The sequence below is a fragment of the Geobacillus sp. C56-T3 genome, assembly GCF_000092445.1.
Classification (GTDB): domain Bacteria; phylum Bacillota; class Bacilli; order Bacillales; family Anoxybacillaceae; genus Geobacillus; species Geobacillus thermoleovorans.
In genome coordinates, this window is the sequence record NC_014206.1 from 2,800,519 (window position 1) to 2,824,826 (window position 24,308).

General features: G+C 48.6%; 19 protein-coding genes and 4 pseudogenes. 10 read left to right on the forward strand and 13 right to left on the reverse strand.

Annotation, left to right across the window (positions count from 1 at the left end):
- Nucleotides 1-4: 4 nt before the first annotated feature.
- Both GC56T3_RS13805 and GC56T3_RS13810 read right to left on the reverse strand, forming a co-directional pair.
- Nucleotides 5-2,401 (reverse strand): heavy metal translocating P-type ATPase, encoded by a 2,397-nt coding sequence (locus GC56T3_RS13805; protein ID WP_013146013.1) that lies wholly within the window; start codon nucleotides 2,399-2,401, stop codon nucleotides 5-7.
- Between the two features lie 15 nt (nucleotides 2,402-2,416).
- Nucleotides 2,417-2,728 (reverse strand): metal-sensing transcriptional repressor, encoded by a 312-nt coding sequence (locus tag GC56T3_RS13810; RefSeq protein WP_013146014.1) that lies wholly within the window; start codon nucleotides 2,726-2,728, stop codon nucleotides 2,417-2,419.
- A gap of 57 nt (nucleotides 2,729-2,785) precedes the next feature.
- Between GC56T3_RS13810 and GC56T3_RS13815 the strand changes: the two genes are divergently transcribed.
- Nucleotides 2,786-3,040 carry a YncE family protein gene (locus tag GC56T3_RS13815; protein WP_041468523.1) on the forward strand — a complete coding sequence of 85 codons (255 nt, stop codon included), beginning with the start codon at nucleotides 2,786-2,788 and terminating at the stop codon, nucleotides 3,038-3,040.
- 59 nt (nucleotides 3,041-3,099) lie between these two features.
- On the opposite strand, the gene GC56T3_RS13820 is transcribed toward GC56T3_RS13815, so the two are convergent.
- From GC56T3_RS13820 to GC56T3_RS19410, 3 genes and pseudogenes are all read right to left on the reverse strand, one after another.
- The gene (locus tag GC56T3_RS13820) at nucleotides 3,100-3,420 is read right to left on the reverse strand and encodes a ubiquinol-cytochrome c reductase iron-sulfur subunit (protein ID WP_230982743.1); all 321 of its coding nucleotides are present in this window, start codon (nucleotides 3,418-3,420) and stop codon (nucleotides 3,100-3,102) included.
- 226 nt (nucleotides 3,421-3,646) lie between these two features.
- Complete coding sequence (locus tag GC56T3_RS20210) at nucleotides 3,647-3,775, reverse strand: hypothetical protein (protein WP_013146016.1); 129 nt, start codon at nucleotides 3,773-3,775, stop codon at nucleotides 3,647-3,649.
- Between the two features lie 354 nt (nucleotides 3,776-4,129).
- Nucleotides 4,130-4,264: pseudogene (locus GC56T3_RS19410) on the reverse strand (plastocyanin/azurin family copper-binding protein); the annotation flags it as partial.
- Between the two features lie 155 nt (nucleotides 4,265-4,419).
- On the opposite strand from GC56T3_RS19410, the pseudogene GC56T3_RS13825 reads away from it, so the two are divergent.
- The 4 genes and pseudogenes from GC56T3_RS13825 to GC56T3_RS13840 all read left to right on the forward strand — a co-directional run bounded on the left by GC56T3_RS13825 (nucleotide 4,420) and on the right by GC56T3_RS13840 (nucleotide 8,323).
- Nucleotides 4,420-4,981, forward strand: a pseudogene (locus tag GC56T3_RS13825) (DUF6431 domain-containing protein).
- 141 nt (nucleotides 4,982-5,122) lie between these two features.
- A pseudogene (locus tag GC56T3_RS13830) lies at nucleotides 5,123-6,371 on the forward strand (IS481 family transposase).
- Nucleotides 6,364-7,165 (forward strand): annotated as a pseudogene (locus GC56T3_RS13835) (ExeA family protein). Before GC56T3_RS13830 ends, GC56T3_RS13835 begins: the two co-directional pseudogenes overlap by 8 nt.
- A gap of 195 nt (nucleotides 7,166-7,360) precedes the next feature.
- A complete protein-coding gene (locus GC56T3_RS13840) occupies nucleotides 7,361-8,323 on the forward strand; it encodes a multicopper oxidase family protein (RefSeq protein ID WP_013146017.1) in 963 nt (320 codons plus the stop codon).
- Here the strand turns inward: GC56T3_RS13840 and GC56T3_RS18145 are convergent.
- Complete coding sequence (locus tag GC56T3_RS18145; protein ID WP_013146018.1) at nucleotides 8,302-8,541, reverse strand: galactosyltransferase-related protein; 240 nt, start codon at nucleotides 8,539-8,541, stop codon at nucleotides 8,302-8,304. The two genes, GC56T3_RS13840 and GC56T3_RS18145, sit on opposite strands and share 22 nt — an antisense overlap.
- A 38-nt stretch (nucleotides 8,542-8,579) precedes the next feature.
- On the opposite strand from GC56T3_RS18145, the gene GC56T3_RS19725 reads away from it, so the two are divergent.
- The gene (locus GC56T3_RS19725) at nucleotides 8,580-8,954 is read left to right on the forward strand and encodes a hypothetical protein (RefSeq protein ID WP_193568244.1); all 375 of its coding nucleotides are present in this window, start codon (nucleotides 8,580-8,582) and stop codon (nucleotides 8,952-8,954) included.
- A 49-nt stretch (nucleotides 8,955-9,003) separates the two neighbouring features.
- Here the strand turns inward: GC56T3_RS19725 and GC56T3_RS13850 are convergent, their stop codons facing one another.
- Nucleotides 9,004-10,437, reverse strand: a complete 1,434-nt coding sequence (locus tag GC56T3_RS13850) for a glycoside hydrolase family 1 protein (protein WP_013146020.1) — start codon at nucleotides 10,435-10,437, stop codon at nucleotides 9,004-9,006.
- A 111-nt stretch (nucleotides 10,438-10,548) separates the two neighbouring features.
- Nucleotides 10,549-11,340: a DUF4405 domain-containing protein gene (locus tag GC56T3_RS13855; RefSeq protein ID WP_013146021.1), complete on the reverse strand. Its 792-nt coding sequence runs from the start codon at nucleotides 11,338-11,340 to the stop codon at nucleotides 10,549-10,551.
- Nucleotides 11,341-11,695: 355 nt separating this feature from the next.
- On the opposite strand from GC56T3_RS13855, the gene GC56T3_RS13860 reads away from it, so the two are divergent.
- Nucleotides 11,696-12,610 (forward strand): LysR family transcriptional regulator, encoded by a 915-nt coding sequence (locus GC56T3_RS13860; protein ID WP_013146022.1) that lies wholly within the window; start codon nucleotides 11,696-11,698, stop codon nucleotides 12,608-12,610.
- 47 nt (nucleotides 12,611-12,657) lie between these two features.
- Here GC56T3_RS13860 and GC56T3_RS13865 read toward each other — a convergent pair whose 3' ends face one another.
- Complete coding sequence (locus GC56T3_RS13865) at nucleotides 12,658-13,680, reverse strand: YeiH family protein (RefSeq protein WP_013146023.1); 1,023 nt, start codon at nucleotides 13,678-13,680, stop codon at nucleotides 12,658-12,660.
- A 341-nt stretch (nucleotides 13,681-14,021) separates the two neighbouring features.
- Here GC56T3_RS13865 and GC56T3_RS13870 point away from each other — a divergent pair, with 341 nt between their 5' ends.
- The 3 genes from GC56T3_RS13870 (at nucleotide 14,022) to GC56T3_RS13880 (ending at nucleotide 17,057) form a co-directional block, all read left to right on the forward strand.
- A complete protein-coding gene (locus GC56T3_RS13870; protein ID WP_013146024.1) occupies nucleotides 14,022-14,402 on the forward strand; it encodes a hypothetical protein in 381 nt (126 codons plus the stop codon).
- Nucleotides 14,403-14,723: 321 nt separating this feature from the next.
- Nucleotides 14,724-14,978 (forward strand): GlsB/YeaQ/YmgE family stress response membrane protein, encoded by a 255-nt coding sequence (locus GC56T3_RS13875; RefSeq protein WP_013146025.1) that lies wholly within the window; start codon nucleotides 14,724-14,726, stop codon nucleotides 14,976-14,978.
- Between the two features lie 360 nt (nucleotides 14,979-15,338).
- Nucleotides 15,339-17,057 (forward strand): methyl-accepting chemotaxis protein, encoded by a 1,719-nt coding sequence (locus GC56T3_RS13880; protein ID WP_013146026.1) that lies wholly within the window; start codon nucleotides 15,339-15,341, stop codon nucleotides 17,055-17,057.
- A 214-nt stretch (nucleotides 17,058-17,271) separates the two neighbouring features.
- Here the strand turns inward: GC56T3_RS13880 and GC56T3_RS18855 are convergent, their stop codons facing one another.
- The 4 genes from GC56T3_RS18855 to hsdR are packed head-to-tail and all read right to left on the reverse strand — an operon-like array spanning nucleotide 17,272 to nucleotide 24,261.
- Nucleotides 17,272-18,033: an HNH endonuclease gene (locus tag GC56T3_RS18855; RefSeq protein ID WP_013146027.1), complete on the reverse strand. Its 762-nt coding sequence runs from the start codon at nucleotides 18,031-18,033 to the stop codon at nucleotides 17,272-17,274.
- 47 nt (nucleotides 18,034-18,080) lie between these two features.
- Entirely contained in the window at nucleotides 18,081-19,538 is a 1,458-nt protein-coding gene (locus GC56T3_RS13890) for a restriction endonuclease subunit S (protein WP_013146028.1), read from the reverse strand.
- The gene (locus GC56T3_RS13895) at nucleotides 19,535-21,016 is read right to left on the reverse strand and encodes a type I restriction-modification system subunit M (RefSeq protein ID WP_013146029.1); all 1,482 of its coding nucleotides are present in this window, start codon (nucleotides 21,014-21,016) and stop codon (nucleotides 19,535-19,537) included. The genes GC56T3_RS13890 and GC56T3_RS13895 overlap by 4 nt, the downstream gene beginning before the upstream one ends.
- Before the next feature lie 2 nt (nucleotides 21,017-21,018).
- Nucleotides 21,019-24,261 (reverse strand): type I restriction-modification system endonuclease, encoded by a 3,243-nt coding sequence (gene hsdR, locus GC56T3_RS13900; protein WP_013146030.1) that lies wholly within the window; start codon nucleotides 24,259-24,261, stop codon nucleotides 21,019-21,021.
- Nucleotides 24,262-24,308: the final 47 nt, after the last annotated feature.

A 24,308-nucleotide genomic window follows, 5' to 3' on the forward strand; every position in this document is an offset into this window, starting at 1 on the left:
ATGTTTATATTTTCACGCGTTTCAAACGAAGCGCGTTGGTCACAACGGATACAGAGCTAAATGCCATCGCTGCCCCCGCGATCCATGGTTCCAATAATCCGAAAGCGGCGACCGGAATGCCAATCGTATTATAAAACAACGCCCAGAACAGATTTTGCCGAATGTTTTTCATCGTTTGGCGGCTCAACTCAATGGCTTTCGGGATATGGCGCAAATCGCCGCCGACCAAGGTCACGTCCGCGGTCTCGATGGCGACATCAGCTCCCGTGCCAATCGCCATCCCAATATCCGCTTTCGCAAGAGCTGGAGCGTCATTAATTCCATCACCGACCATCGCCACTCGTTTCCCTTGCTTTTGCAATTCCTCGACGATGTTCGCTTTGTCTTCCGGAAGCATCTCTGCATAGACATGATCGATACTGACTTGTTTAGCGATCGCTTCCGCTGTCCGTTGATTGTCCCCTGTTGCCATATAGACATCGATACCCATTTGTTTTAATGTTTGAATTGCTTCTTTGGAGCTTTCTTTTACCGTATCCGCGACAGCAATGATGCCGGCAAGCTGTCCATCGATGGCAACGAGCATCACTGTTTTCCCTTGTTTTTCAAGCTCTACCATTTTATCTTCATGCACAGAAATCGCTACAGAGCGTTCCTTCATCAATTTTCGCGTCCCAATAAGGATGCTTTTTCCGTCAATGACAGCTTCAATTCCGTGGCCGGTAATGGCGGAGAAGTGCTCCAATGGCTTCATCGAAATCGCTTGTTTCTTCCCGTATTCAACAATCGCATGAGCCAGCGGATGCTCCGAAGCGCTCTCGGCGGAAACCGCATAATCGAGCATGTCCTCGCGGAAGGCCAGCACATCGGTGACTTCCGGTTTTCCTTTTGTCACGGTTCCTGTTTTATCGAGTAATACGGCATTGATTTGATGCGTTCTCTCTAGGTACTCACCTCCTTTAAAGAGAATTCCCTGTTCTGCCCCTTTGCCGGTGCCGACCATAATCGATGTCGGTGTGGCCAAACCGAGCGCACAAGGGCACGCGATGACAAGAACGGCGATGGCCGCCTCAAGCGCTTTCGCCAAATCACCCGGCGCAGCAAAGAAGTACCAGATCATAAATGCAACAACCGCAATTCCGACAACAATTGGTACGAAAATACCCGAAATGACATCTGCCATCCGCTGAATCGGAGCTTTCGAACCTTGCGCCTCTTCGACGATTTTAATGATATTGGCAAGTGCTGTATCTTTTCCTACTTTTTCTGCTCGAATGGTCAGCACCCCATTTGTATTAATGGTCGCTCCGATCACATAGTCGCCTTCCTTCTTATCAACCGGAATCGATTCACCGGTAATCATCGATTCGTCTACGGAAGAGGCGCCGGAGATGACTGTACCGTCCACCGGGATTTTTTCTCCTGGCTTGACAAGGATCGTATCGCCGATCACCACTTCCTCGAGCGGAACTTTTATTTCTTCCCCATTACGGATGACAGTAGCTTCCTTTGCCTGCAGGCTGACTAGCTTCGAGATCGCTTCGGTTGTTCGCCCTTTCGCAAGAGCCTCAAAGTATTTGCCGACAAGCACAAGCGTAATCAAGACGGCGCTTGTTTCAAAATACAGTCTCGGCATATAGTCAGGATTCCCAAGTGTCCGAAAAGCTTCGTACAAGCTGTAAACGTACGCGGCCGATGTTCCAAGCGCCACTAGGACGTCCATGTTCGCGCTCTTGTTTCGCAACGCCCGGTACGCCCCGACATAGAAAGGACCGCCGATGTAGAACTGAACAGGTGTAGCTAAAAGAAGCTGAAACCACGGATTCATCAAGAGCTGCGGCATCGGCAAGCCAATAGCAAACGGCATATGAGCCAGCATCGTATAAAGCAGCGGCAACGATAAGATGATAGAAATGGCAAGTTGCCGTTGTTTTTGTTTCAGCCGCTCTTCTTTCCGGCCAGCATCGTCTTGTTCTTCGTTTCGAATTTGCCCCTTATACCCAAGCTTTTTGATTTTCTCTAAAATGTCTTCGACAGATGCAACACCCTCCTTGTATTCGACCACCGCGCTGTTTGTCGCCAAGTTGACAGCAGCGCTTGTCACACCTTCCATCCGATTCAACCCTTTTTCAATCCGCGTCGCACAGGCCGCACATGTCATTCCTTCAATATCAAGCGTCACTTTTTCCGTCGCAACGCCATACCCCAAATTCTCAATTTTCGTTTCGATATCGGCGATCGTTTGCTTCGATGGATCGTATTGAATCGTTGCTTTTTCCATGGCCAAATTGACATGGGCTTTGACGCCGTCCATCTTATTCAATACTTTCTCAATCCGATTGGCGCACGCGGCGCATGTCATGCCGGTCACCTTCAGCGTCACGGTTTTCGGCTCTCCCATTTCCCTTTCCCTCCCTTACTTCGAAAATTGTTTCATCACATCCATCAATTCGCGAATCGATTCGTCTTCGCTCCCTTCACGGATCGCTTTCGCCACGCAATGGCTCACGTGGCGTTCAATCAGCTGCAGCCCGACTTGGTTCAACGCCGCTCTGATCGCTGAAATTTGCACTAAAATATCGATGCAATACCGATTGTCCTCCACCATTTTTTGCACACCGCGCACTTGTCCTTCGATGCGCTTCAAGCGCTTGATAATGCGTTCGATTTCCTGTTCTGTTCGTGGAACCATTTTCTTATCCACATGATGATCTTCATAATGGTTCATCAAACATCACCTCTTTTAATTACATTATACGGGTAATGGGTATAATGTGCAACAAGGATGTCCTGTACTCAAGGGACGAAAGAGGCACCATCTCATTCTGTAAGCAAGATAAACTTAAAAACAAAACAAGGCGTGGCCACAATTGAAACAGGAAACGGAGCACATGAGATCGTCACAAGCCCGGATGACAAGTATGTTTTCGTTACAAGTATGTTCGACAACACCGTGAGCGTCATTGATCAAGAACAAGACAAAGTAATCCAAACGGTTCAAGTAGGCGAAATGCCCAACGGGATCAGCATCATGCCGTAAAGGAAAAAGCAGCAGGTTGGACGTTCCAGCCTGCTGCTTTTCTGCGGAATAACGGATTTTCATTTTTCCCTTTTCCTCGGGCTCAGTACGGCAATATACACATTGCCATCTTGAATATAAGCGTCAAATGTATCTAACGGTCTTGGCGGTGGCCCCCCTACATTGATACCGTATTCGTCATATTGCCCTGCGTGGCACGGACATAAAAAGCGGATGCCTGTTTTCTGCATGTTCTCCTCAGCATCTCCAACGGTACACCCTAGATGGGTGCAAATCGGGGACATAATGAGTAAAGAACCATCTTCATTTTTGTTAATGTAGACAAACCCTTCCCTTTCCTGTTTGGTCCATGCATCTTTTATGGTGACTTTATACGGCACCTTTTTAGGGAATTCTCCCTTTTCTAATTCGCTTAGAGGACCGAGATTGGCCATTGAACTTGTATTGACTGTTTTCTTATCGTTGCTGCAGGCAATACCGAAACAGCCAGCAGTCCAGCCGCCCCCTTTAACGACCTGCTAAGAAACTCTCGTCGATTCAACATAAGATTTCCCCTCCTTGCCTCCTCTAATAGTAGGGAGGTGCGTGAAATAAGAGGCGAATCGATCAGCATTTATCGCGCAATGCGAGTTTTACTGCAAAATACACGACCAATCCAATGGCAAGCAAATTAAGAAACCAGCCGAGAATGCCAAACCCCATCATCCCCCAGCCACTCATCATCCCGCTCATCATCCTCATCACCTCCTCCATGATCTAAAAATCATTCTCACCTATCGCTAACCATTTATGTCATAATTTCGCCTGACTTGAATGAAAAATCTAATTGGAACTCCAAGCACCCTTTTCCGCATCTTTAGCATTTGTCAATACTCCCATTCACACTTGATGCAGCCAAAAATTGATCCACAACGTTTTCATCCTCTCCCCTTTTGCTTTACTTTCAGAATAGAGAAAAAGTGTGGAGAAAATATTGATAAAAACCTACAAATATTTGTCAAGGCTTTCACAAAAGTTCATTTCCCTTTTAGTCGCCACGCCTTCTATTGGTCAAAACAAATGCCGAGAAGATCTCGGCAGCCAATCATCTTATGAAACTTTCGCAAATCCAACCATACCAGATTCTTTATGCCCTGGAACCGTACAATAAAATCGAAACACACCGCGTTCGATTGGTATGAACGTCACCTCGGCTGTTTTCCCCGGCAAGGAATGAACATGAACTGTAAATTATCATTTTATTTCAGCACAAAACGCCCATTTTTTTTGCACATTCTTTCAGAAAGCCCTCTCCCCTTTTCTGAAGGAATGTGCTAATTTTTTTGTGAATTGTTTCGGACGAAGATTTCCATTCGTTTCAAGGAGAGGGGGGAGGAAGTGTGATCCAGTTTCACGACTTTGGCATTGACATTCAAACGTATACGGATCGTGGGAAAGGGAACGATTTTCCTGACGTGAGCCAATGCCCCCACTGTCCATCCCGCCGCCCCTTGCATCGTCACGGATACTACCAACGCTATGCGTTGACGGCAGAGGGGGAGTATCGCCTTTGGATCGCACGATACGCTCGCGAGAGTGCCGCAAAACCGTGAGTGTGCTGCCTTCTTTCCTCCTCCCGTATGTTCAATATACACGATCGGTCATCTGGCAAGCGGTCAAAGCATGGTTCGAAACGCCAAGGCGAGGAGCGAAGACCAAACAGGTTGTTTTTCCCACCAAGGAGGTCATCTTATTTTATGTCCGACGATTTTTACGGAATCTTTCCCGCTTGCATCACGCGGCGGTGAGAAGGTGGGGATCATCGGCCCTGTAGGGAACGCAAGAACGGAACGGGCGGTCTGGTGGATGCAGACCTTGGAGGGACGGGGGGTGGGCTCGATCATCCAAGACCTGTGGACAAACGAGAGGTGGCATCCGTTTGCGGATCAAATGGTTTCCTAATATCCCTCCTAACACCAAAAATGGAGATGATTGATGTTCCCACAAACCCTTCCTCTCGACGAATCTCGAGCCGTTTCGTAAGATAGGAGGCAGAGGGACCGGGACGGTCCAACATCACAGGGAGACAGGGAGGAGATCCGGATGGATGAATCGATGAGACACGACATCGCGCTGTTTCGGTACGGGCTGATCGCTCCGTTGGTGAATGGCCAGGTGGAGCCCAAAGCGTATTTGAATGAAGTGGGCGGGCGAGTGCATTCGATTCCTCATCAAGGGGACAAACCCATTGCGGCGAAGACGATTCTGGATTGGTGCGCCCGATACAAAAAAGGGGGCTTCGACGCCTTGAAGCCGAGGCGCCGTTCGGACCGCGGCCGCTCCAGACGTCTGTCCCCCGATGATGAGGATCATATTCTAGCATTGAGGAAGGAACATCCCACCATGCCCGTGACCCTATTCTACGAACAACTCACCAAGCAGGGGGACATTCCCACCACCCTCTCATACTTTACTATATACCGACTGTTGAAAAAACACAACCTGGTGGGAAAAGAAATCTTGCCGATGCCGGAGCGAAAGCGTTTTGCGTATGACCAGATCAATGAGCTATGGCAAGGGGACTTATCCCATGGACCCACGATTCGCGTCCATGGGAAAGCCCAGAAAACGTTTTTGATCGCCTATATCGATGACTGCTCGCGGTTGGTGCCGTATGTATAGTTTCCCTTCGGAGAAGTTTGACGGGCTGCGGATCGTCACAAAGGAAGCGGTGCTTCGTTGCGGGAAGCCGAAGCGCATTTACTCGGACAATGGGAAAATTTATCGATCCGAGGTGCTGCAGTATGCGTGCGCCGAGATGGGGATTACACTCATCCACACTCAGCCGTATGACCCGCAAAGCAAGGGAAAAATCGAACGGTTCTTCCGCACCGTACAGACACGGTTTTATCCACTGTTGGAGCTGAATCCGCCGAAATCGCTTGACGAGTTGAACGAGCGTTTTTGGAAGTGGCTTGAAGAAGAGTATCATCGAAAGCCTCACGCCTCGCTGGATGGGAAAACGCCGCATGAGGTGTTTCAGTCCCAAGTGGAACGAGTGGTGTGGATCGAAGACATCGATTGGCTGGACGCGATTTTTCTGAAACGGGAGCACCGCAAGGTGAAAGCCGATGGCACGATCACCCTGAATAAACAGCTATACGAAGTGCCGCCTCGGTTCATTGGGCAATCGATTGAGCTCCGCTATGACGAACGAGGCGTCTATGTGTACGAAGATGGCAAACGGGTGGCGGAAGCCATTCGGGTGCGTTTGGAGGATAACGCCTATGTGAAGCGCCACCGGTCGCCGTTTGCGGCGGTTTCGGCGAAGGAGGGCGAACAGGATGTATAAAACGTTTTATTCCCTCTCGCGGGAGCCGTTTGCGAAAGAAACCGACCCGTCCGAGGCGTATCAAGGGGCGGCGTTTCAAGAAGCGCTGCGGGCGCTGGAGTACGTGAAGCGAACGCGGGGAATCGGGCTGTTGATCGGAGAGCCGGGGGCGGGCAAGACGTTCGCCCTTCGGGCGTGGAAGGAATCGTTGTCCCCTTCTTTGTATCATGTGGTCTACTTCCCGTTATCGACCGGAGGCGTGATGGATTTTTACCGCGGTCTGGCCCTTGGGTTGGGGGAAGAACCGAAATACCGCAAGGTGGACCTCTTCCGCCAAATCCAGCAGGCGATCGAGCGATTGCATCATGAACGGCGGATCACGCCGGTGTTCATTTTGGACGAGATGCATTTGGCCAAGGATGCCTTTTTACAAGACATCGCCATCTTGTTCAACTTTGAGATGGATTCGACCAACCCATTTGTCTTGATTTTGGCCGGGCTGCCCCATTTACAGGGGAAGCTGCGGCTCAATCAGCACCGCCCTCTCGACCAGCGGATCATCATGCGATGCCGGATGGGGCCGCTGGAGAAGGAAGAGGTGGCGGGCTACATCGAGCATCGGATGAAACAGGCCGGGGCGAAGCATCCGATCTTCACCCCATCGGCGTTAGAGGCGATTGTCCTGCAATCACGTGGTTGGCCCCGTGTCATCAACACGTTGGCCACGACGTGCCTGCTGTACGGGCATCAGCTGAAAAAGGACGTCATTGACGAAGAAGTGGTGCGCATGGGCTGCAGAGGAAATGGGGTATTAGCACGAAAGGGGCCAAATCGGCCTCTTTTGTGCTTTCTCTTTTCCATCGGTCCATCAGGCGCGCTGGAAATTCTTCATCTGAAAGAGCGTGCAAACGTTCCGAAAGAATGTGCAAAATCCGCAATAATCCGCAAAAACTTTGCGCATTATTTCGGAATCCATCTGAAATAATTTGAAAAAGGGATTCTGAAATAATGTGCTAATTTACACTCAAACGCCTATTATCACGCCCAATGTAAAAGATGCGCCATTTCGGGTTCTCAAAAACGGGGTAAAACAATTTCACTTGCGGGCGGAACCGGTCGTGCATGAGTTGGTAAACGGAATTAAAATCCGCGGGTATGGATACAACGGAAGTATTCCCGGGCCGACGATTCTTGTCAATCAAGGGGACTATGTTCAAATTACAGTCGAAAACCGTTTGCCAGAAGCGACATCCGTCCATTGGCACGGATTAATTGTTTCCAACCGAATGGACGGCGTACCCGGCCCTGGGGGCAGCCCGATGATCCAACCGGGGGAAAGTTTTACGTATGAATTTCGCATCCAACAGTCAGGAACGTTTATGTACCACAGCCATGTCCATGATGCAAAACAAGAGTTAATGGGATTAGCAGGCATGCTTATTTCGCGCGGCATATACGAAGAACCTGTGGACCGCGATTATGTTCTGTTGCTTCAAGAGTGGGCTGTGCAGATGGAGATGCATCAGCAAACTAGCAGCCATCCAATGAATGATCATCCTTCCAAACAATCGGCTTCAAATATATATGACATCGATCCAATGTCAATGATGTTTAATTTTTTCACAATTAACGGCAAAGCCTATCCTGATACCGCTCCTTTATTCGTCCGATATGGCGAACGCGTCCGTATTCGCCTTGGCAATGTAAGTATGGATTCTCATCCGATGCATTTTCACGGGCATGATTTTATTGTCACCGCCGTTGATGGAAATCCGATTCCTATGATGGCAAGATTAAAACGAAACACGATTAATGTAGCGCCAGGAGAAACATGGAACATCGAATTTTTGGCCAACAACCCGGGAAATTGGGTCTTTCACTGTCATAAACCTCACCATACGACGAACGCACATGCAATGGGGGGAATGGGCGGCATGCTTACGGTGATTCGCTATGCGAGGTTGTTTTCGTAGCCGACGACCGGATGCCATAAGTGATAAATCGTGTGCTCGAGCCGCTTATAATGGCCGCACAACGTATTCACGGCGCTGCTAAACGCATCATCCTCCCCTCCCCATCCGGAAAACCGTTCATCAAATCCGCCAACCGCCAAAAAATGCTCGCGGGGGATGACGTTGAATCCGCCAACATAAGTGAACGGTGACGTATGAATGATGTCAAAGTCCGTCACCTCAACCGGCCACGTCGGGGGGAGGGGGCACTTACGAGATGTTTGGAGTTTTCCTCGGAGATTCCGACGATCTTCCGGAAAGGGATGACCCATGGCGCATCCCTCATCACTTCGGGATCGCAAAAAATATCGCCCTCGACAATCACGAATATGTCTCGGGTCGCCTGTTTGGCCGCCAAATTAATCGCCCGCGCCCGGTTAAACGGCTCATCGGCAGAAACCCCGACGCAAATTTCCACTTCGGGAATCATCATTTCGTAAAAGGTTTTAATCCAATTGAAATTGATATCCCGAATCCCATTATCAGGTTTGTACGGAATCAGAATCGATATACACTCAAACAATCACACCACCTCCTTAACGGTCAACATCCAAGCGCTTATGCCGATGGGAGCGGTAAAGGTTGTGCATAACGGTCGTTTGTTGCTGCTACAATAACCAATATGATCCACTCCTTTTGTCTCATATTTGTTCTCCATTCGTCGCAATGACGGTTTGATACCAATCAAACGACTTTTTCTTTTTCCGCTCCAATGTCCCGCTGCCATCATCATGTCTATCGACGTAAATCAACCCGTACCGTTTCGAAAACTCGCCAGTTGACGCGCTTACTAAATCGATGCAGCCCCATACGAGATAGCCGAGCAAGTCGACGCCATCGGCGATCGCTTCGCGCGCAGCTTCAATATGCCGACGCAAATAATCGATCCGATAATCGTCGTGAATCGAGCCGTCTTCTTCCACTTTGTCATACGCTCCCAGCCCATTTTCTACAATAAAAAGCGGCACGCGATATCGATCATACAACCGGTTTAAAATGATGCGCAACCCTGTAGGGTCGATTTCCCATCCCCAGTCGCTCGCTTTCAGGAATGGATTTTTCACTCCATCAAAAACATTGCCAAAAATCCGCTCATCATCCGTTTTATCTTTTTTCTGCGTCACGGACATATAGTAGCTTAAGCCAATGTAGTCGACCGTATGCTCCTTGATCAGTTCAAGATCCCCTTCGCGAATATCGAGTTTCACCCCGCGCTCATCGAATACGCGCTGGATAAAGGGCGGATACTCGCCGCGCACTTGAACGTCGGCGCAAAAGAAATTTAACAGCCGCTCCTCTTCAAGCGCATGCATGACGTTTTCCGGATTGCAGTCGTACGGGTACACCGGGGCGGCGAGAATCATGCAGCCGATTTTTGCGTCAGGAATGATCTCGCGGCACGCCTTCACCGCTAGGCTGCTGGCGACAAACTGATGATGGAACGCTTGAAACAGCTCCTGGTACTTCGTCTCTTCGCTTTCCGGCACAAACCCCATGCTCATGAGCGGAAAATGGAGCGCGCCGTTAATTTCGTTAAACGTCATCCAATATTTCACTTTCTCCTTGTAACGCTCAAAAATCGCTCTCGCGTAACGTTCAAACAACGCCACGAGCTCCCGGTTGCGCCAGCCGCCATATTCTTTCGCCAAATGGAGCGGCATTTCATAGTGGGAAATCGTCACGACGGGCTCAATCCCGTATTTATGTAACTCATCGAACACCTGATCATAGAAGACAATCCCTTCTTCATTCGGTTCCGATTCCGTGCCGTTCGGGAAGATGCGCGTCCACGCAATCGACAGGCGAAACGCTTTAAACCCCATTTCCGCAAACAAGGCAATATCCTCTTTATACCGATGGTAAAAGTCAATCGCTTCATGGTTTGGGTAATTATATTTTTCTTTGTCGATTTCAAAGGTAAAACCTGGTTCTTTCAATAATTTTAGTCGTTCTTTCCCGCCGGGAAGAACATCCGCAATACTCAAGCCTTTATTCCCTTCATTCCATCCACCTTCAATTTGATTGGCAGCCGTCGCCCCTCCCCATAAAAATCCTTCTGGAAACTTTTTATTCATCGGTTTATTCCTCCTTCTCTATATGCGCATAATAAACAAGGAGAGCACCTCCCCAGTGCTCCCCCTCATTAGTTTACCACAAATAACTTTGCTAGCCTAGCAATAGAAAGTTTACACACTCGCTTCCTTTGCACGTTTATTTTTCAACATTCGTTTTTCAAAATAGTAAGTAGGGATGATGATCGCGGCCCAAATGACAAAGTAGGTAAGTAGGGCGAGTAGCGGGTTGTTGCTTCCCCGTTCTTTACGGAATTTTCCGTCCCGTATCTCTCCGTCCGGCGGCGTTGGCATTGTTCCAGCCGTTTTTTCATCAAATGATGGGGCGTTTTGTTCAGCAAATTTCGGTTTGAAATCCCCTTCTCTGGGCTTGACGTTTAATGAAATCCAATACATTCCGCCGGCTAAGACAGCAAGCGACAGCACAGCAGAGGCAATAACGCCCTTTCTCCATTTTCCTTCTTTCGATTTAAACGCCTTTTTACAAGTACTCATAATCCATTGCCAATGTACGCCAATATGAAGACCTACTAATGCGAGCGTCATATTGGCGGAAAGGTCGTGAATCCCGCGAACAAAGTGGTTGCCTTCGATGGCAAGATTCGGAAAAACGACTCGCGAAATCAAAATTCCGGATACAATGACCGTTGTCATCGAAATAAGCAGCAAGATGTTTAATAAAAAACTGAACCGTGTTTTTCGCGGGAGTTCCAGAGCAAAAATTTTTTTCATCGTGTTGATCACCCAGCGATAATTCAACCCGATATGAATAAGAATAGCTACTGCTATTACTAAACCGGCCATTTCATGAAACGGCAACCCGTTGAACACCCTTGGATTCATTAACAACACAAACGTAATCGCCATGGACAAGTCGAGCACCATTTTCACATAATTCTTTCTCAATCTGCTTCCCCCTTACATCGAAATGACTGCTGCATAATGTCAAGAATGTGATCGATTTATTACTTTACTGGAGGAAGGTGAAATTTAGGTGAAATACGAAAAACCTGAATCCGTGACAAATTCATTTGGATCATGACTTGATAGGCATCTCATATAACCTGTCTGCCTTTCAGTTGTAGTTGGTGGAACGGCTCTTTGCGAGAGAAGAGGGGGATTTTCATGCCCGGGTGGAGGGCAAAAGTTGCCCATGGATCTTTTCCTTGAATCACCGAAAAACAGGAGATGAATGGATTGGCGTTAACCGAAACCCATGATAAACTAAGCGTATATTCAAACAAAGTTTGGAGGGACAACCTTGGATCAGTTGCTATACGTGTTCGTAAAAGTAGTGGAAAAAGGAAACTTCACGAAAACAGCTGAGGAGCTGCATATGACACAGCCTGCTGTCAGCCAGCACATCCAAACCCTAGAGCGATTATTCGATACGAAACTTCTGTACAGGACAAACAAGTACGTCAAATTGAATAAAGCCGGCGAAATTGTTTATCACTATGCGAAAGAAATACTCGGACTGTATACACGCATGAATCAACTGCTTGATGATTTAATGAATCGAGCCAGCGGAGAGCTGTCAATTGGGGCCAGCTACACGTATGGCGAGTATGTTCTTCCACAGATGATCGCAAAATTGCATCAACACTATCCACTCATCAAACCAACCATCACGATCGGGAACTCGAATGAAATTGTTGAAATGGTGCGCGGCCATCAGCTGGATGTGGGGATTATCGAAATGGATATCGAACCGAAAAATGTATATATTGAACCATTTGCCCAAGATCAAATGGTTGTCGTTGCTTCTGCTCATCATCCGTATGCCCAAAAAGAGACGGTGCAGATGGAAGACCTCCGCAACGCCACATGGATTGTTCGTGAAACAGGATCTGGAACAAGAAAAGCAACGGACGAATTTTTTCTCAAACACAACTTCTTTCCGTCTTCCATCATGGAATTCGGCAGTACACAGCTCATTAAAGAAGCGGTAGAAGCTGGTTTGGGGCTGACCTTTCTCTCTCTCTGGACGATAAAAAAAGAACTTTCATTTGGTACGTTAAAAATCATCCCGATCAATGATGAACCATTTTTTCGCCACTTTTCTCTCGTTACACCGAAAACTCCGTTTTATACAAAAGCCATGGAACTGTTTTTAACCATAGTACGTACTCACCAACCTTCAATCAGCCATTCACCACGACCACCATCTCCCTAATAAAAAGACGACCGGCAGCGTTTGCGGGCCGTCTTTTTCCTTGAACGTTAAGCGATAAAAAAAGATAAAAAAGACAATAAAAGAGACACAATACACATGGCAAGAAGAGGACGCAATCCGTTTGTCCGCAATTTTCGTAAATCAACATTCAATCCAAGGCCGACCATCGCCGCCGTCAAAAGAAATGAGGTGAAGGAAGAGATATAGCTCAAGACGTTTTGAGAAACAAGAATGGCGTTTCCAAGCACATAACTACCAAGTAAACTCATCATGATAAATCCAAGCAAAAACCAAGGAAATTCTACTTTCGTTTCTCCTCTCTCTTGGCCACCGTCTTTTTTTCTTCTCCAATAAATGAGGGCAAAACTGAGCGGCACAAGCCAAAGCACTCTTCCTAACTTTGCCAGCAACGCCATAGCCAATGCATCCTGCCCAGCTGGAGCGCTCGCTAACGCGACGTGGGCAATTTCATGCAAACTCATCCCGCTCCAAATCCCGTAATGTAAAGACGAAATGGGCAAAACAGGTCGAAGCAGTGTATACGCGATCGAAAACACCGTTCCGACAAGCGCAATCATTCCGATGGAGATGGCGGTTTCGTCGTCGTCCGACTGCAAAATGGGAGAAACAGCGGCAATCGCAGCCGCCCCGCATACCCCCGTCCCGATGCCCAACAATAAAGATAAAGAAGGGCTTGCTTTCAACATGTTGCCAAGCCAAATCATCATGAAAATAGCCAATATAATGACCGCTGCATCACGAATGACAAGCCCCCATCCTTGATGAATCAAAACATCCATATTCAACTTTAGACCAAATAACATAATGGCCAATCGCAACAAATATTTTGAAACAAATTGGATGCCCGGTTGAATCGCTTCTGGATAGCCAAACAGCTGCCGATACATCACAGCAAGCAAAATGGCGCAAGCGAGCGAACCTAAATGATCCAGTCCAGGTATGGAGGCCAATGCCATTCCAGTGACGGCCACCGAAAACGTAAAGGCTACTCCTCCTAACCAAAAACGTTTACTTTTTTCATGGGCAGTCGAATATGGCCAAACAGCCATCTTTCGCTTCTCCACTCTAATCCCCCCTATTGGTATCACATAACTGTTTTTATCATATGTCCCTTCTATCAATAAGTAAAATAATAGTTTATTATTTTTATAATAAGAAATCACTTATTATAAATCCCTAAAAGTGATAAACGAGAAACTAATATTTTGATTAACGAAGAGGCAGATCCTCCCGTTCCCTCAAAACGCCGCCATGATCATTGACATGAACTTTCCAACTTCGCCCACGAGGCTGCAATCAATCAAATGAAAACGGAGAAAAAGCTTGTTCAAAACGTAGTTTTCTTTCCCCACTCCACGTTGTATAATCAAAAAAGAGGAGGTGAACAAGCATGGAACGCGATACGGTTGTGAAAGAAGTCGTCGAGGCGCTGAAAATATTCTCCCGCGACATTCGCACCCAAATTGATGAAATGGGAAGCCAGCTGAGAGCGGAAATCCAAGACACTGCTAATCAGCTAAGAGCAGAAATCCAAGACACCGCTAATCAGTTGAGAGCGGAAATGCAAGAAACGGCCAACCAGCTGAGAGCGGAGATGCAGCAATTTCGCGCCGAGGTGAACGAGCGGTTCGACCGACTCGAACAAAAATTCGCTGGCTTGCGCGTGGAGCTGACCGAAACGCAAGAAACCGTCCATTTCCTCGCGTCCAAAACCATCCAGCATGAGAAGAAACTCCACCATCTTGCCAAACAGCTTGAATCCATTCGCTAGTTTTCCTTTATCTGAAAACCGCGTTTGACTGCGAGTCAAGCGCGGCTTTGATTTTTGCATCTCGACTTCTTCGATCTCCGATCAAATCCCCCCTGCCCGGCCGCGCACGAAGGCGGAAGAGAAGCTGACGATTTATCCGTCATCATGAACACAATGGTTTCCAATACGCAGCCAAAACTCTGTCCCCGGACAAAACGCCAAAAACAGAGAACGCACGCCGATAAAGTATGATGGAGCTTTTGCGTGCATAATTGCTGCTCCTTTTGACGCACAATATAAATACGAAAGAATCCTTTTCATGATTTGAGGGAGGAATCATCCATGTCATTTTTGTGGAGCTTGATTGTCGGGGGCGTCATCGGTTGGCTCGCAGGTCTTCTAACAGGCCGCGATATTCCCGGCGGAATCATCGGCAACATCATCGCTGGGTTCATCGGCGCTTGGCTTGGCACAGCGCTGCTCGGCAACTGGGGGCCGACCATCGGTGGATTTAACATCATCCCAGCCCTGATCGGTTCCGTTATCCTCATTTTGCTTGCAAGTTTTGTCATTCGCAGATGGCACAGGACGGCGTGATTCCAAAAACCTTAGGATCGCAATGGATTCCGCTTATGCAAGACTTAGAGCGCAATCTTTCATCTCCAAATTCATGCTCACACATGAAGGAACCGGGCCCTTCTCAGCCCGGTTTTACAAGTTCGTCATTTAGTTCGATATAATTGAAAATCGTCCAGCGTTCCACTGTTCAGCGATGCCAATTGAAAATGATCCAGCCCCCATCTAAAGACAAACTAAAAGCCATCACACTCATCCCCCGCTCCATCCGTTCGATCCATTATAGAACCCCAATTAGGAACAATACACTATTTATGAATTCCTCTTTTGTTACTATAATGATGGATATGTTTGACAAAGAATGGAGAGGAGGAGCACTCATTGAAAACCTTGAAGCTAGGAACAAAGATCAATATTTTGTTTTTTTGCATCATCGTTCTACTAACCGCTGTTTTGACGGCTGCTGCCATCATCCAAATCAAAGAGGGAATCCAAAAAGAAACGCTTGAAAGAGTCAAATCCAGTCTTTCCTTGGCCTATCGCTATCTTGACGAAAAATATGAAGGGAGTTGGATTGTAAAAGACGGAGCGCTTTATAAAGGAAGCGAGAAAATCAATGGCAACAATCAACTCGTTGACGAAATCGGAAACCTAACGGGCGGAACGGCAACGATCTTTCAAAATGAAACACGGGTTGCCACCAACATTATCGTGAACCATCGACGGGCTGTTGGCACAACCGCGCCGCCAGAAGTCGTGGAACAAGTGTTAAAGAAAGGGAACACCTTCTTCCGTGAAGTGAATATTTTACATCAATGGTATCAAGCTGCATATATGCCGATCAAAAACGATCGCGGAGAAATTATCGGGATGTTTTATGTTGGGATTCCCCAAACATATGTGGACACAGCCGTGTCTTCCCTTTTGAAAACATTGGTCCTTTCTGCAGTCATCATATTCGTGATTGCATCAGCAGCCGCAATATGGTTCTCGCGTCTCATCCATGCTCGATTGGCCGCCGTCTCTAGCGCCCTCCAGCGAGCAGGGAATGGAGACTTTACGGTTGCCATCAACGACAGAACTCGTGATGAAATTGGACAAATTGTCGAAAGCTATAACAAAATGAAAGACGATCTTTCTCAAATGCTGACCCGAGTCGCGGATGCATCAGAGCAAGTCGCCACGGCTGCAGAGGAACTGACAGCGAGCGCGGAGCAAACAGCCTTGTCAACGGAACAAGTTTCTGTCGGCATCCAAGAAGTCGCCAGCAGAGCGGACAGCCAAAGCAGCCAAACCGATGAAATCGCCGCCGCCATGGAGCAAATGACGCAGGGCGTCTCGCAAATCGCGGAGCGCACGACAGCCATCGCCCACTTGTCCGTTCATATGACAAACTTAGCCGAAGACGGAAAAACATCGGTAGAAAAAAATGCCAAGCAGATGCAGGACATTCATCAAGCGGTGCTCCGGTCAGAACAACTGATTCACACGTTGCAAGAGCGGTCAAAAGAAATCGAAGCGGTCGTCCACACGATTCATCAAATCGCGGAGCAGACGAATCTCCTTTCCTTAAACGCCGCCATAGAGGCGGCGAGAGCGGGAGAACATGGGGCGGGATTTGCCGTCGTGGCCGATGAAGTGAGAAAATTGGCCGAACAAACGCAAGCAGCGACAAAACAAATTACCCATTTGTTGTCCAGCATCCATCAAGATGTAGAGAACACATCAACGAGCATGGAAGATGTGATGCAAAATGTTCAAGACGGCATCGATGCTTCACAAGAAACAGCAGAGAAATTCAACACAATTTTAGCAAACTCGAAAACAATCTCAGCCCAATTGGAAGACGTATCAGCATCCGTACAGCAGCTTTCAGCAGGCATACAAGAACTGGATTCAGCCGTTGCTGAACTAGCCGCTGCAGCCGAAAAGACGATGGAGACGTCCAAAACAATGGCCCATTCCGCCGAAGAGCAACTCGCTTCCATGGAAGAGATTGCGTCAGCAGCCGCTTCATTGGCGAATGTATCAGAAACGTTGCAAGAAATGGTGCAAAAGTTTACGATTGCACCAAAACACTCCCTTGATTCAAACGGGTAAAACAAAACATGTATATGTTTTACATTCCACCTTGTTAATCATTTGATCATTCTGATTCAACCGGGTTCGACAGTGGCCGGGCAGACAAAATGCCTCTCATCCTTTGAGACAGAAAGGTTGGGAGGCATTTCAGCCTGCCTCGTGATGATTCAGATGGCTATGTTGAAAGAAAGTTTCAGCCCCAAATCTGTAAAGCACTGCGCTTATTTGACCGTCAGTTTGGTTCATGAGCAACTGAAATCGTTCTGCGTGCTTCCACAATCCTTTGCAGCTCTTCAATAGATAAATTCCCCCGATGCAACATCGCATGGCAATTTGGACAGACTGGACGCAGATCGTCAAATGGGTTCACCGTGTATTGTTCGCCGATCTCACTCAGTGGAATGAGATGATGAACTTCGATAAATCCTTTCCCGATTTCGCCATAAACTTCTTCAAAGTCAAATTGGCAGACGACACAACGGTAGCCGTACTTTTGCAGGCAAAGCCTGCGCGCTCTTGCATTTCGTTCATACCGATTAACAGCAACCAGTTTTTTGCCGCCCTCACGCAGTGCAACATCCTCGAGCTCGCTTGGCAATAGCGCATCTTCTTGACGATCTATATCTTGCTGCTCGTACCGCCGCACCGCTTCGCACAACTCAGAGCGCAATTGCCAAGTGTACCTTCCTGGGTGCTCTTCTCCCAAAAATGGAATGTGCCACCACCTTATTTTCCCTCCTTTTTCCATCGGAAACTGCACGTCCGGGTGTTTTCGAACAATGCGTTTTCCCAGCCTTCCTATTTGAGCGTTGAAAGGGGAATGGCTCGCTTTGTTTAAAACGCGCGCTAACTCTTTTCCCGATGCGCGGCAATCTGGGAAATAATATAAGGTTCGAATCAACTCCACATCCTCTTCATGGAAAACACTTCGATCGTTTAGCATGGACAGCCATTGATCCGCTGATATCGCCAACGGCTCGTCATAAATTTTCATCGTCATCCTCCACAACGCAAAATCATGATTCGATCAAGCGAACAGCGTCACCGCTGTCCGCTTGACGAGAGCAGCGCTTCTTTGACCAACTCCATCGCGTGTCCATCGTTCAGGTCATTCGTCCCCAACTCACCGCGGAAGGCTTTCTGGAGAACGGATTGTTTTAATAAATCGAGCTTTTCCTCCACTGCCAAAACGAGTTGTTTTTCGTTCTCTAATTTTTCTAATAAGTTGTCGAGTTTCTCGGCGATGCGTTTTTGTTCGTTTAGGGGAGGCAGTGGAAAAGCGATTGCTTCTAACGTGCTTTTTCTAATTGATGGCACTGCAGTAGCTTGAGAATATTTGTAAAAATCTTCTTTAAGAGACCAGTATAATAAAAGTTTATTGTCAAGTATATTCTCATTAGATTTAAACCCCATTAAGTTGTTATCAATACATGCTGGCTTCGGAACTAAACCGCGTCTATTCAGTCTTATAGCTTCTCCAATTTTAGCAAACAGAATAGTGTCTTTTGGAACTTTTTTTGCTTTTAACTTGACTCTTATTTCTTCAGAAATAGTATTTTCTTCACTATAAATATAGTAATTAGAATCAGTATCTTTAAGATTCCCTACTTTATAAAATGGGATTTCTAAATCATTATATCCTTGATACTGATTCGGAAATGCTGAGCCACTAAAAAAATCAACCAAATGTTTTAAACGAACCCACACCCAATTCCCCGGCACCTCATAAGGCCATTGTTCTTTCGGAATAACGTCTTTTTCACTTAGATCATCGGATGTTTCCAATATACTTTTCTCGCTCGGGTCATTTGTCCCTAATTGCCCTTTAAACGCCTTCTCCAACATGACCGCCCGCCGCTGTTCGATCGACTCCTTCACTTCTCCAATCAGCCGCTTCGCTTCGTCGATTTTCGCAAACAGCCGCTCGATTTTATCGGCGATGCGTTTTTGTTCGTTTAGGGGGGGCAAGGCGATCGGATACGCCTCTAAGAAAAACTTAGGGACGCGTTGCTGGCCTACTGCACCGGCCATTACATTTTTCGCTTGCTTTCGAAACCGTTCAGACCGAACTAGATAATAGATATAACGATTATCAACTGTTTTAGGAGTTCGAATGACATAAAACTCTGTAGAACCGAAACCAAATCCATTTAATAACCCTTCGGTAATGACGCTATTGCCGTTTTCCATACAAGGGGTGATTTTTGCAAATAATATATCGTTTTCTTCAAAATACGTGTACCCCTTTTTGACAGAACGAAAAGGTCGTTCCTCCAAATAAGCAATCTTTCCCTCTACCGGATCAACCGCACTCATTGGGAGAAAACTGCAAATATGATCATCACCATACGCCAGTTTAGGCTTAGGTGGATTAATCTTCACGATACGCCCCAACCTCACCCACACCCAATTCCCCGGCACTTCGTACGGCTGCTCGTCTTTGGGCACGAGCGCTTCTTCGAGCAGCTGTTCCATCGATTTTGGTTTGGCCTTGCTCATCGTTCTGACACCTCGAGTCGTTCAGCGACGTGGAGCATTTCGGTTTTGGCCGGTTCGTAGCGGGTCGGGTGTTCGGCCGCTTTCAGTTCGGCAATGACTTCATTGAGCAGCGAGATGGCGAGCTCTAATTTCTCCACCGCTTCTTCAGCCGAGTCGATCGGGTCGGGCAAGTTGTCGTACACGGACAGCGATTCGTCGGCGATGAGACCGATGTCGAGGCTGTCGCCTTTTTTGGCGATGTCGTCGCGGGTGAAGACGTTCCACCGTTCATCGTCGACTTGATGGCGGTCTTCGGCGGTGTAGGCTTTCATAAATCCGGCGAAATGGTCTTTCGTCAGCGGATTGCGCTTGCCAAACGACGGCATGTTCGTGCGAAGATCGTACACCCATACTTCTTTCGTGTTGCCCGTGTCTGTTTCCCCGCGGGTGAAGAACAAGACGTTCGTTTTCACCCCTTGGGCGTAGAAAATGCCGGTCGGCAAGCGCAAGATCGTATGGACGTTGCATTTGTCCATCAAGTCGCGGCGGATGTCGGCGCCGACGCCGCCTTCAAACAGCACGTTGTCGGGCACAACGACCGCGGCGCGCGCCTTGCCGTTTGGTCTGAGCGCCCGATAAATGTGCTGGAGGAAGTTCAGCTGCTTGTTTGACGTCATAAACGTAAAGTCGGTCCGTGTCGCCCGTTCCCCGCCTTTTTTTGTGCCAAACGGCGGGTTTGTCAAAATGACGTCATACCCTTTCAGCTGTTCGCCAAGGGGAGAGAGCGTGTCGCCAAGCAAAATGTCGCCGTGCACATCATGCAAGAGGGCGTTCATGACCGCGAGGCGGTGCGTGTCGCGGACGAGCTCGACCCCGGAGAACGCTTCATATTTCTGGAACCGAATTTCTTCTTCCGATAAATCAAAATAGTCGTCCGTTTTCGCCCGGACGTGGCGGCTGGCGGCGATCATAAAGCCGAACGTCCCCGCCGCCGGGTCGTGGCAGCGCTCGCCGGGCTTCGGGTCAACGAGTTCGACGATGACGTCAATCAGCACGCGGGGGGTGAAATATTGCCCCGCGCCTGATTTCAATTCGCTCGCGTTTTTCTCGAGCAGCCCTTCGTACAAGGCGCCGAGCCCTTCTTCTTTCGCGTTGTACCAGTCAAGGGCGTCGATGGTGCGGATGATTTTTTCCAAGTTTTTCGGCTCACGGATGTTGGATGTCGCGTCGGTGTAAATTTGCCTTAACAGTTCGTTCTCTTCCTGCCCAAGCGCCATGAGCAGCTGTTGGTAATACGTTTTCAGCTCGATTCCATCCTTTTTGGCGAGCACGTCCCAACGGTATGGCTCGGGGATGATGTATTCTTGCCCGGTTTCTTTCATCATTTTCAAAAACAGCAAATACGTCAGCTCGGTGACATATTGGTGGTACGTGATGCCGTCGTCGCGCAAGACGTTGCACAAGTTCCACAGCTTTTGGACAATTTCTCGGTTGTTCATCTCTAGGCTTGCTCCTTCTTGGCGTAGTTGTACAAGTTTTCATTAATTTCGCGCACGATTTGCGGCAATTGACCGCCGAAAATATTGTTCAGCTGCTTAAAGCCGCCGTGGCTTTTAAACGGTTCGTAGTCAAACGCTTTTTCCGGGTCGGGATGGAGGACATATTCTTGCAGCAGCTGTTTTTCGATCCGCTCAAGCCATTTCTTTTGCAGCGGCGGCCATGGTTTCATCCGGTAAATGGCGTTCATGGCGCGGCGAATTCGTTCTTCATGACTGATGAGCGGGTCGCCGAGCGCCTGTTGGCGGATGAAGGCGATAATGTCGGCGGCGATGTCCTCATTTTTCGCCTCCCGCCATGCCGCCTGCAGTTTTTTCTCGGAAAAGCCTCTTCGGTCAAGTTCCAATCGCAGTTGTTTCAACTCTTCCCTCGTCAGTTCGGACGGCCGCTGGCAGACAATCATCAGCGCCGGGATTTTATTCATGTTCGTGCGGATAAATTCACCGAACGCCTCTAAATAGTCGTCCGGTTTTTCCGCATTGCCGTAGCCTCGTTTGACGCCAAGCAGCTTGTCTTCATGGTGGGAAATGTATTGCTTGCGCTCGCGGTACCGGTTTTCGTCCAAATAGCGGAACATCGATTTATATTCTTTCAGCCCGTCTTTCAGTTCATCAGACGGCAGCGATTTCAGCCAGTCGATGAATTCATCGACCGTTTTTCCGCCGGAAAGCACGCGGAAATCTTCGTGTTGCCTGTCGGACCACGTCCGCTTTTTCCGTTGCATCTTCGCAATGATTTGTTCTTTTTGGTATTCCAGATGGGCGGTCTGTTCAAGCTGTTCGAGTTCATCGAACAGCTCCGTCAGCGTCGCCTGCGGGCGGGCGACGACCGGTTTCATGCTTGTATACGGCTTTAACGTTTCGTAAATGCCGACGGCGTCAAAGATGTTGAAATGGTCTTTCCCAATCTCATCGCACCGCCTTGTCGCCCGGCCGAGCATTTGTTCATACAAAATGCGCGAGCGAACGCGGCGCAAAAAGACGAGGTTCGTAATCGCCGGCACATCGACCCCTGTCGTTAACAAATCGACCGTCACCGCGATTGTCGGGTATTTTTCGTTTTTAAACCTGCGGATCGCTCCTGACGGGTCTTTGATCGATCCGGTGATTTTCATGACCGCATTGTCATCGAACTCTCCGTATACGCGCGCAAATTCTTCTTTCAGCAGTCGGACGACGAGATCAGCGTGATCGTCCGTCGCGGCAAAAATGAGCGTCTTCCCTTCATCATCCGGAGCGATATAGTTGACGAGCTCGCGAATGATGACGCGGTTAAAGCTTTCCGTCACGACTTTCGTGTTAAAGTGCGAAACATCAATGTTCAGTTCATCCTCCAAATACTCTTGCGACACCGTATGGGATACGGTGTCGTAGACATCAACCGTCTCTCCTTTCCCCCACGTAATCCCTTCCCGTTTCAGCACCGTATCAAACTGATACGGCGGCTCATGGTCGACCAAATAGCCGTCGATGACCGCCTCGCGATACGAATACGTAAACACGGGCGGGCCGAAAATGTCCGTCGTATGCAAGGCGGGCGTCGCGGTCAAACCGATGCGGACGGCATCGAAGTAATCGAGCACTTGCCGATACTTGCTTACATAATCGCGATGGTCTTTAAACTCCAGCTCGATTTCGTTCATTTCTTTATCCAACGTATAGCCGCGGTGGGCTTCGTCGACGATGATGCAGTCATACTGGTCAATCGGCGGAACGTCTTCGGGACGGTCGTTGTAAAAAATGCGCTTCAACATTCCTTGAACGGTGGCGATATGCACTTTCGTCTCCAGATCGGGCTTTTGGTCGTACAGCGACTGCAAACCGTAAATCTCGGCAAACGTCTGAAAGTGCTCCATTCGGCTTTCTTTAAACGCCGCTTCCGCTTGTTCGGCGAGCGCTTTTCGGTCAACGAGAAACAAAATGCGCCGAAACCGTTTCGCTTTGAGCAAGCGGTAAATCAAGCCGATCGCCATGCGCGTTTTTCCCGTTCCCGTCGCCATGGCGACAAGCACGCTCCGGCGCTTGTCTTCAAGCGCTCGCTCAACAGCCTGAATCGCCCGCACTTGGTACGGCCGCAGTTTCAAATAATCGAACGTCTCATCGCGCAGCCGCTGTTCGGATCGTTCAATGTCTTGTTCCAGCAGCTGTTTCAACCCGTCCGGCGTATACCAGCCTTGCAGCGTGCGCGGATGGTTCGTCGATTTCCGGGCGTCCAAAAACCAAATGCCGGACTTTTGTTCAAGCTGTTTCACGTACGGACGGCCGTTGGTGGCGAACAAAAATGGAACGAAATACTCCCCCCACGGCTCGTGAATCACTTCTTGCCCATGGCGCACAACGAGACGGGCGTATTGTTTTGCCTGTTCGATATCGGCGGGGATGTCTTTGCTTGCGCGTTTCGCTTCAATGAGGCCGACCAGCTCCAAGCCGATAAAAAGAGCATAATCGGCAACCCCGTGCCGAAGCGGCCATTCGGCAATCGCCAAATTCCGCCCCTTCTCTGGCCGCGCGCCTTTGGCAAAGCGCAGTTTTTCCGAATCAGCCTCCCAGCCAGCCGCCCGCAGCTGTTCATCGATGATGAGGCGCGTCTCTGCCTCAGTCAGTTCGAAATTCGCCACCGCCCGCCGCGAATAGTCACGCCGCTTTTGTTTTTCCTCGGCACTCGTATACAGCCCCGTCTCGCGGATGTGCGAAAGCTCCGCTTCCAAGTCGGCAAGCCGCTGTTTATACGATTCGATGAGCCGATTCAGTTCATCCGTCGATTCAGACGATGACGGCAGCGGCTCTCGATACTGGGGAGCTTCGAACGACCAGTCGCCGTACACTTCCATAAACCATACAGCTAGGCGAAACGCCATGTGCAATAGCGTCTTTGCCTCATGCACGTCCCCATAATTGGGATCATGCACCGCTTGATTGCCTTTTAAGCGGATCATCGTGAAGATGTCATATATCTCTTTTGGGATGATTTGTTCATACAGCAGCACCTTGAGGCGGTCTTGCTGATCGGTGCCGCGCTCTTCGCGAATGCCTTCGAACGCCAATATGTATTTCGTCATCGCCTCGGCCAACTTGCGCAGCTCGCTGATCGCCACGTTTGGGTTTTGATGCACATGCCGCTCGGCCGTCTCCCCTACCCGGGCAAGCACATCCCATTTTCCTTCTAGAAATTGAAAGTTATGCGCCATGTCCATCCCTCATCTTCGTCTCTTTTGCAACTTTCTTCTTTTGCCAT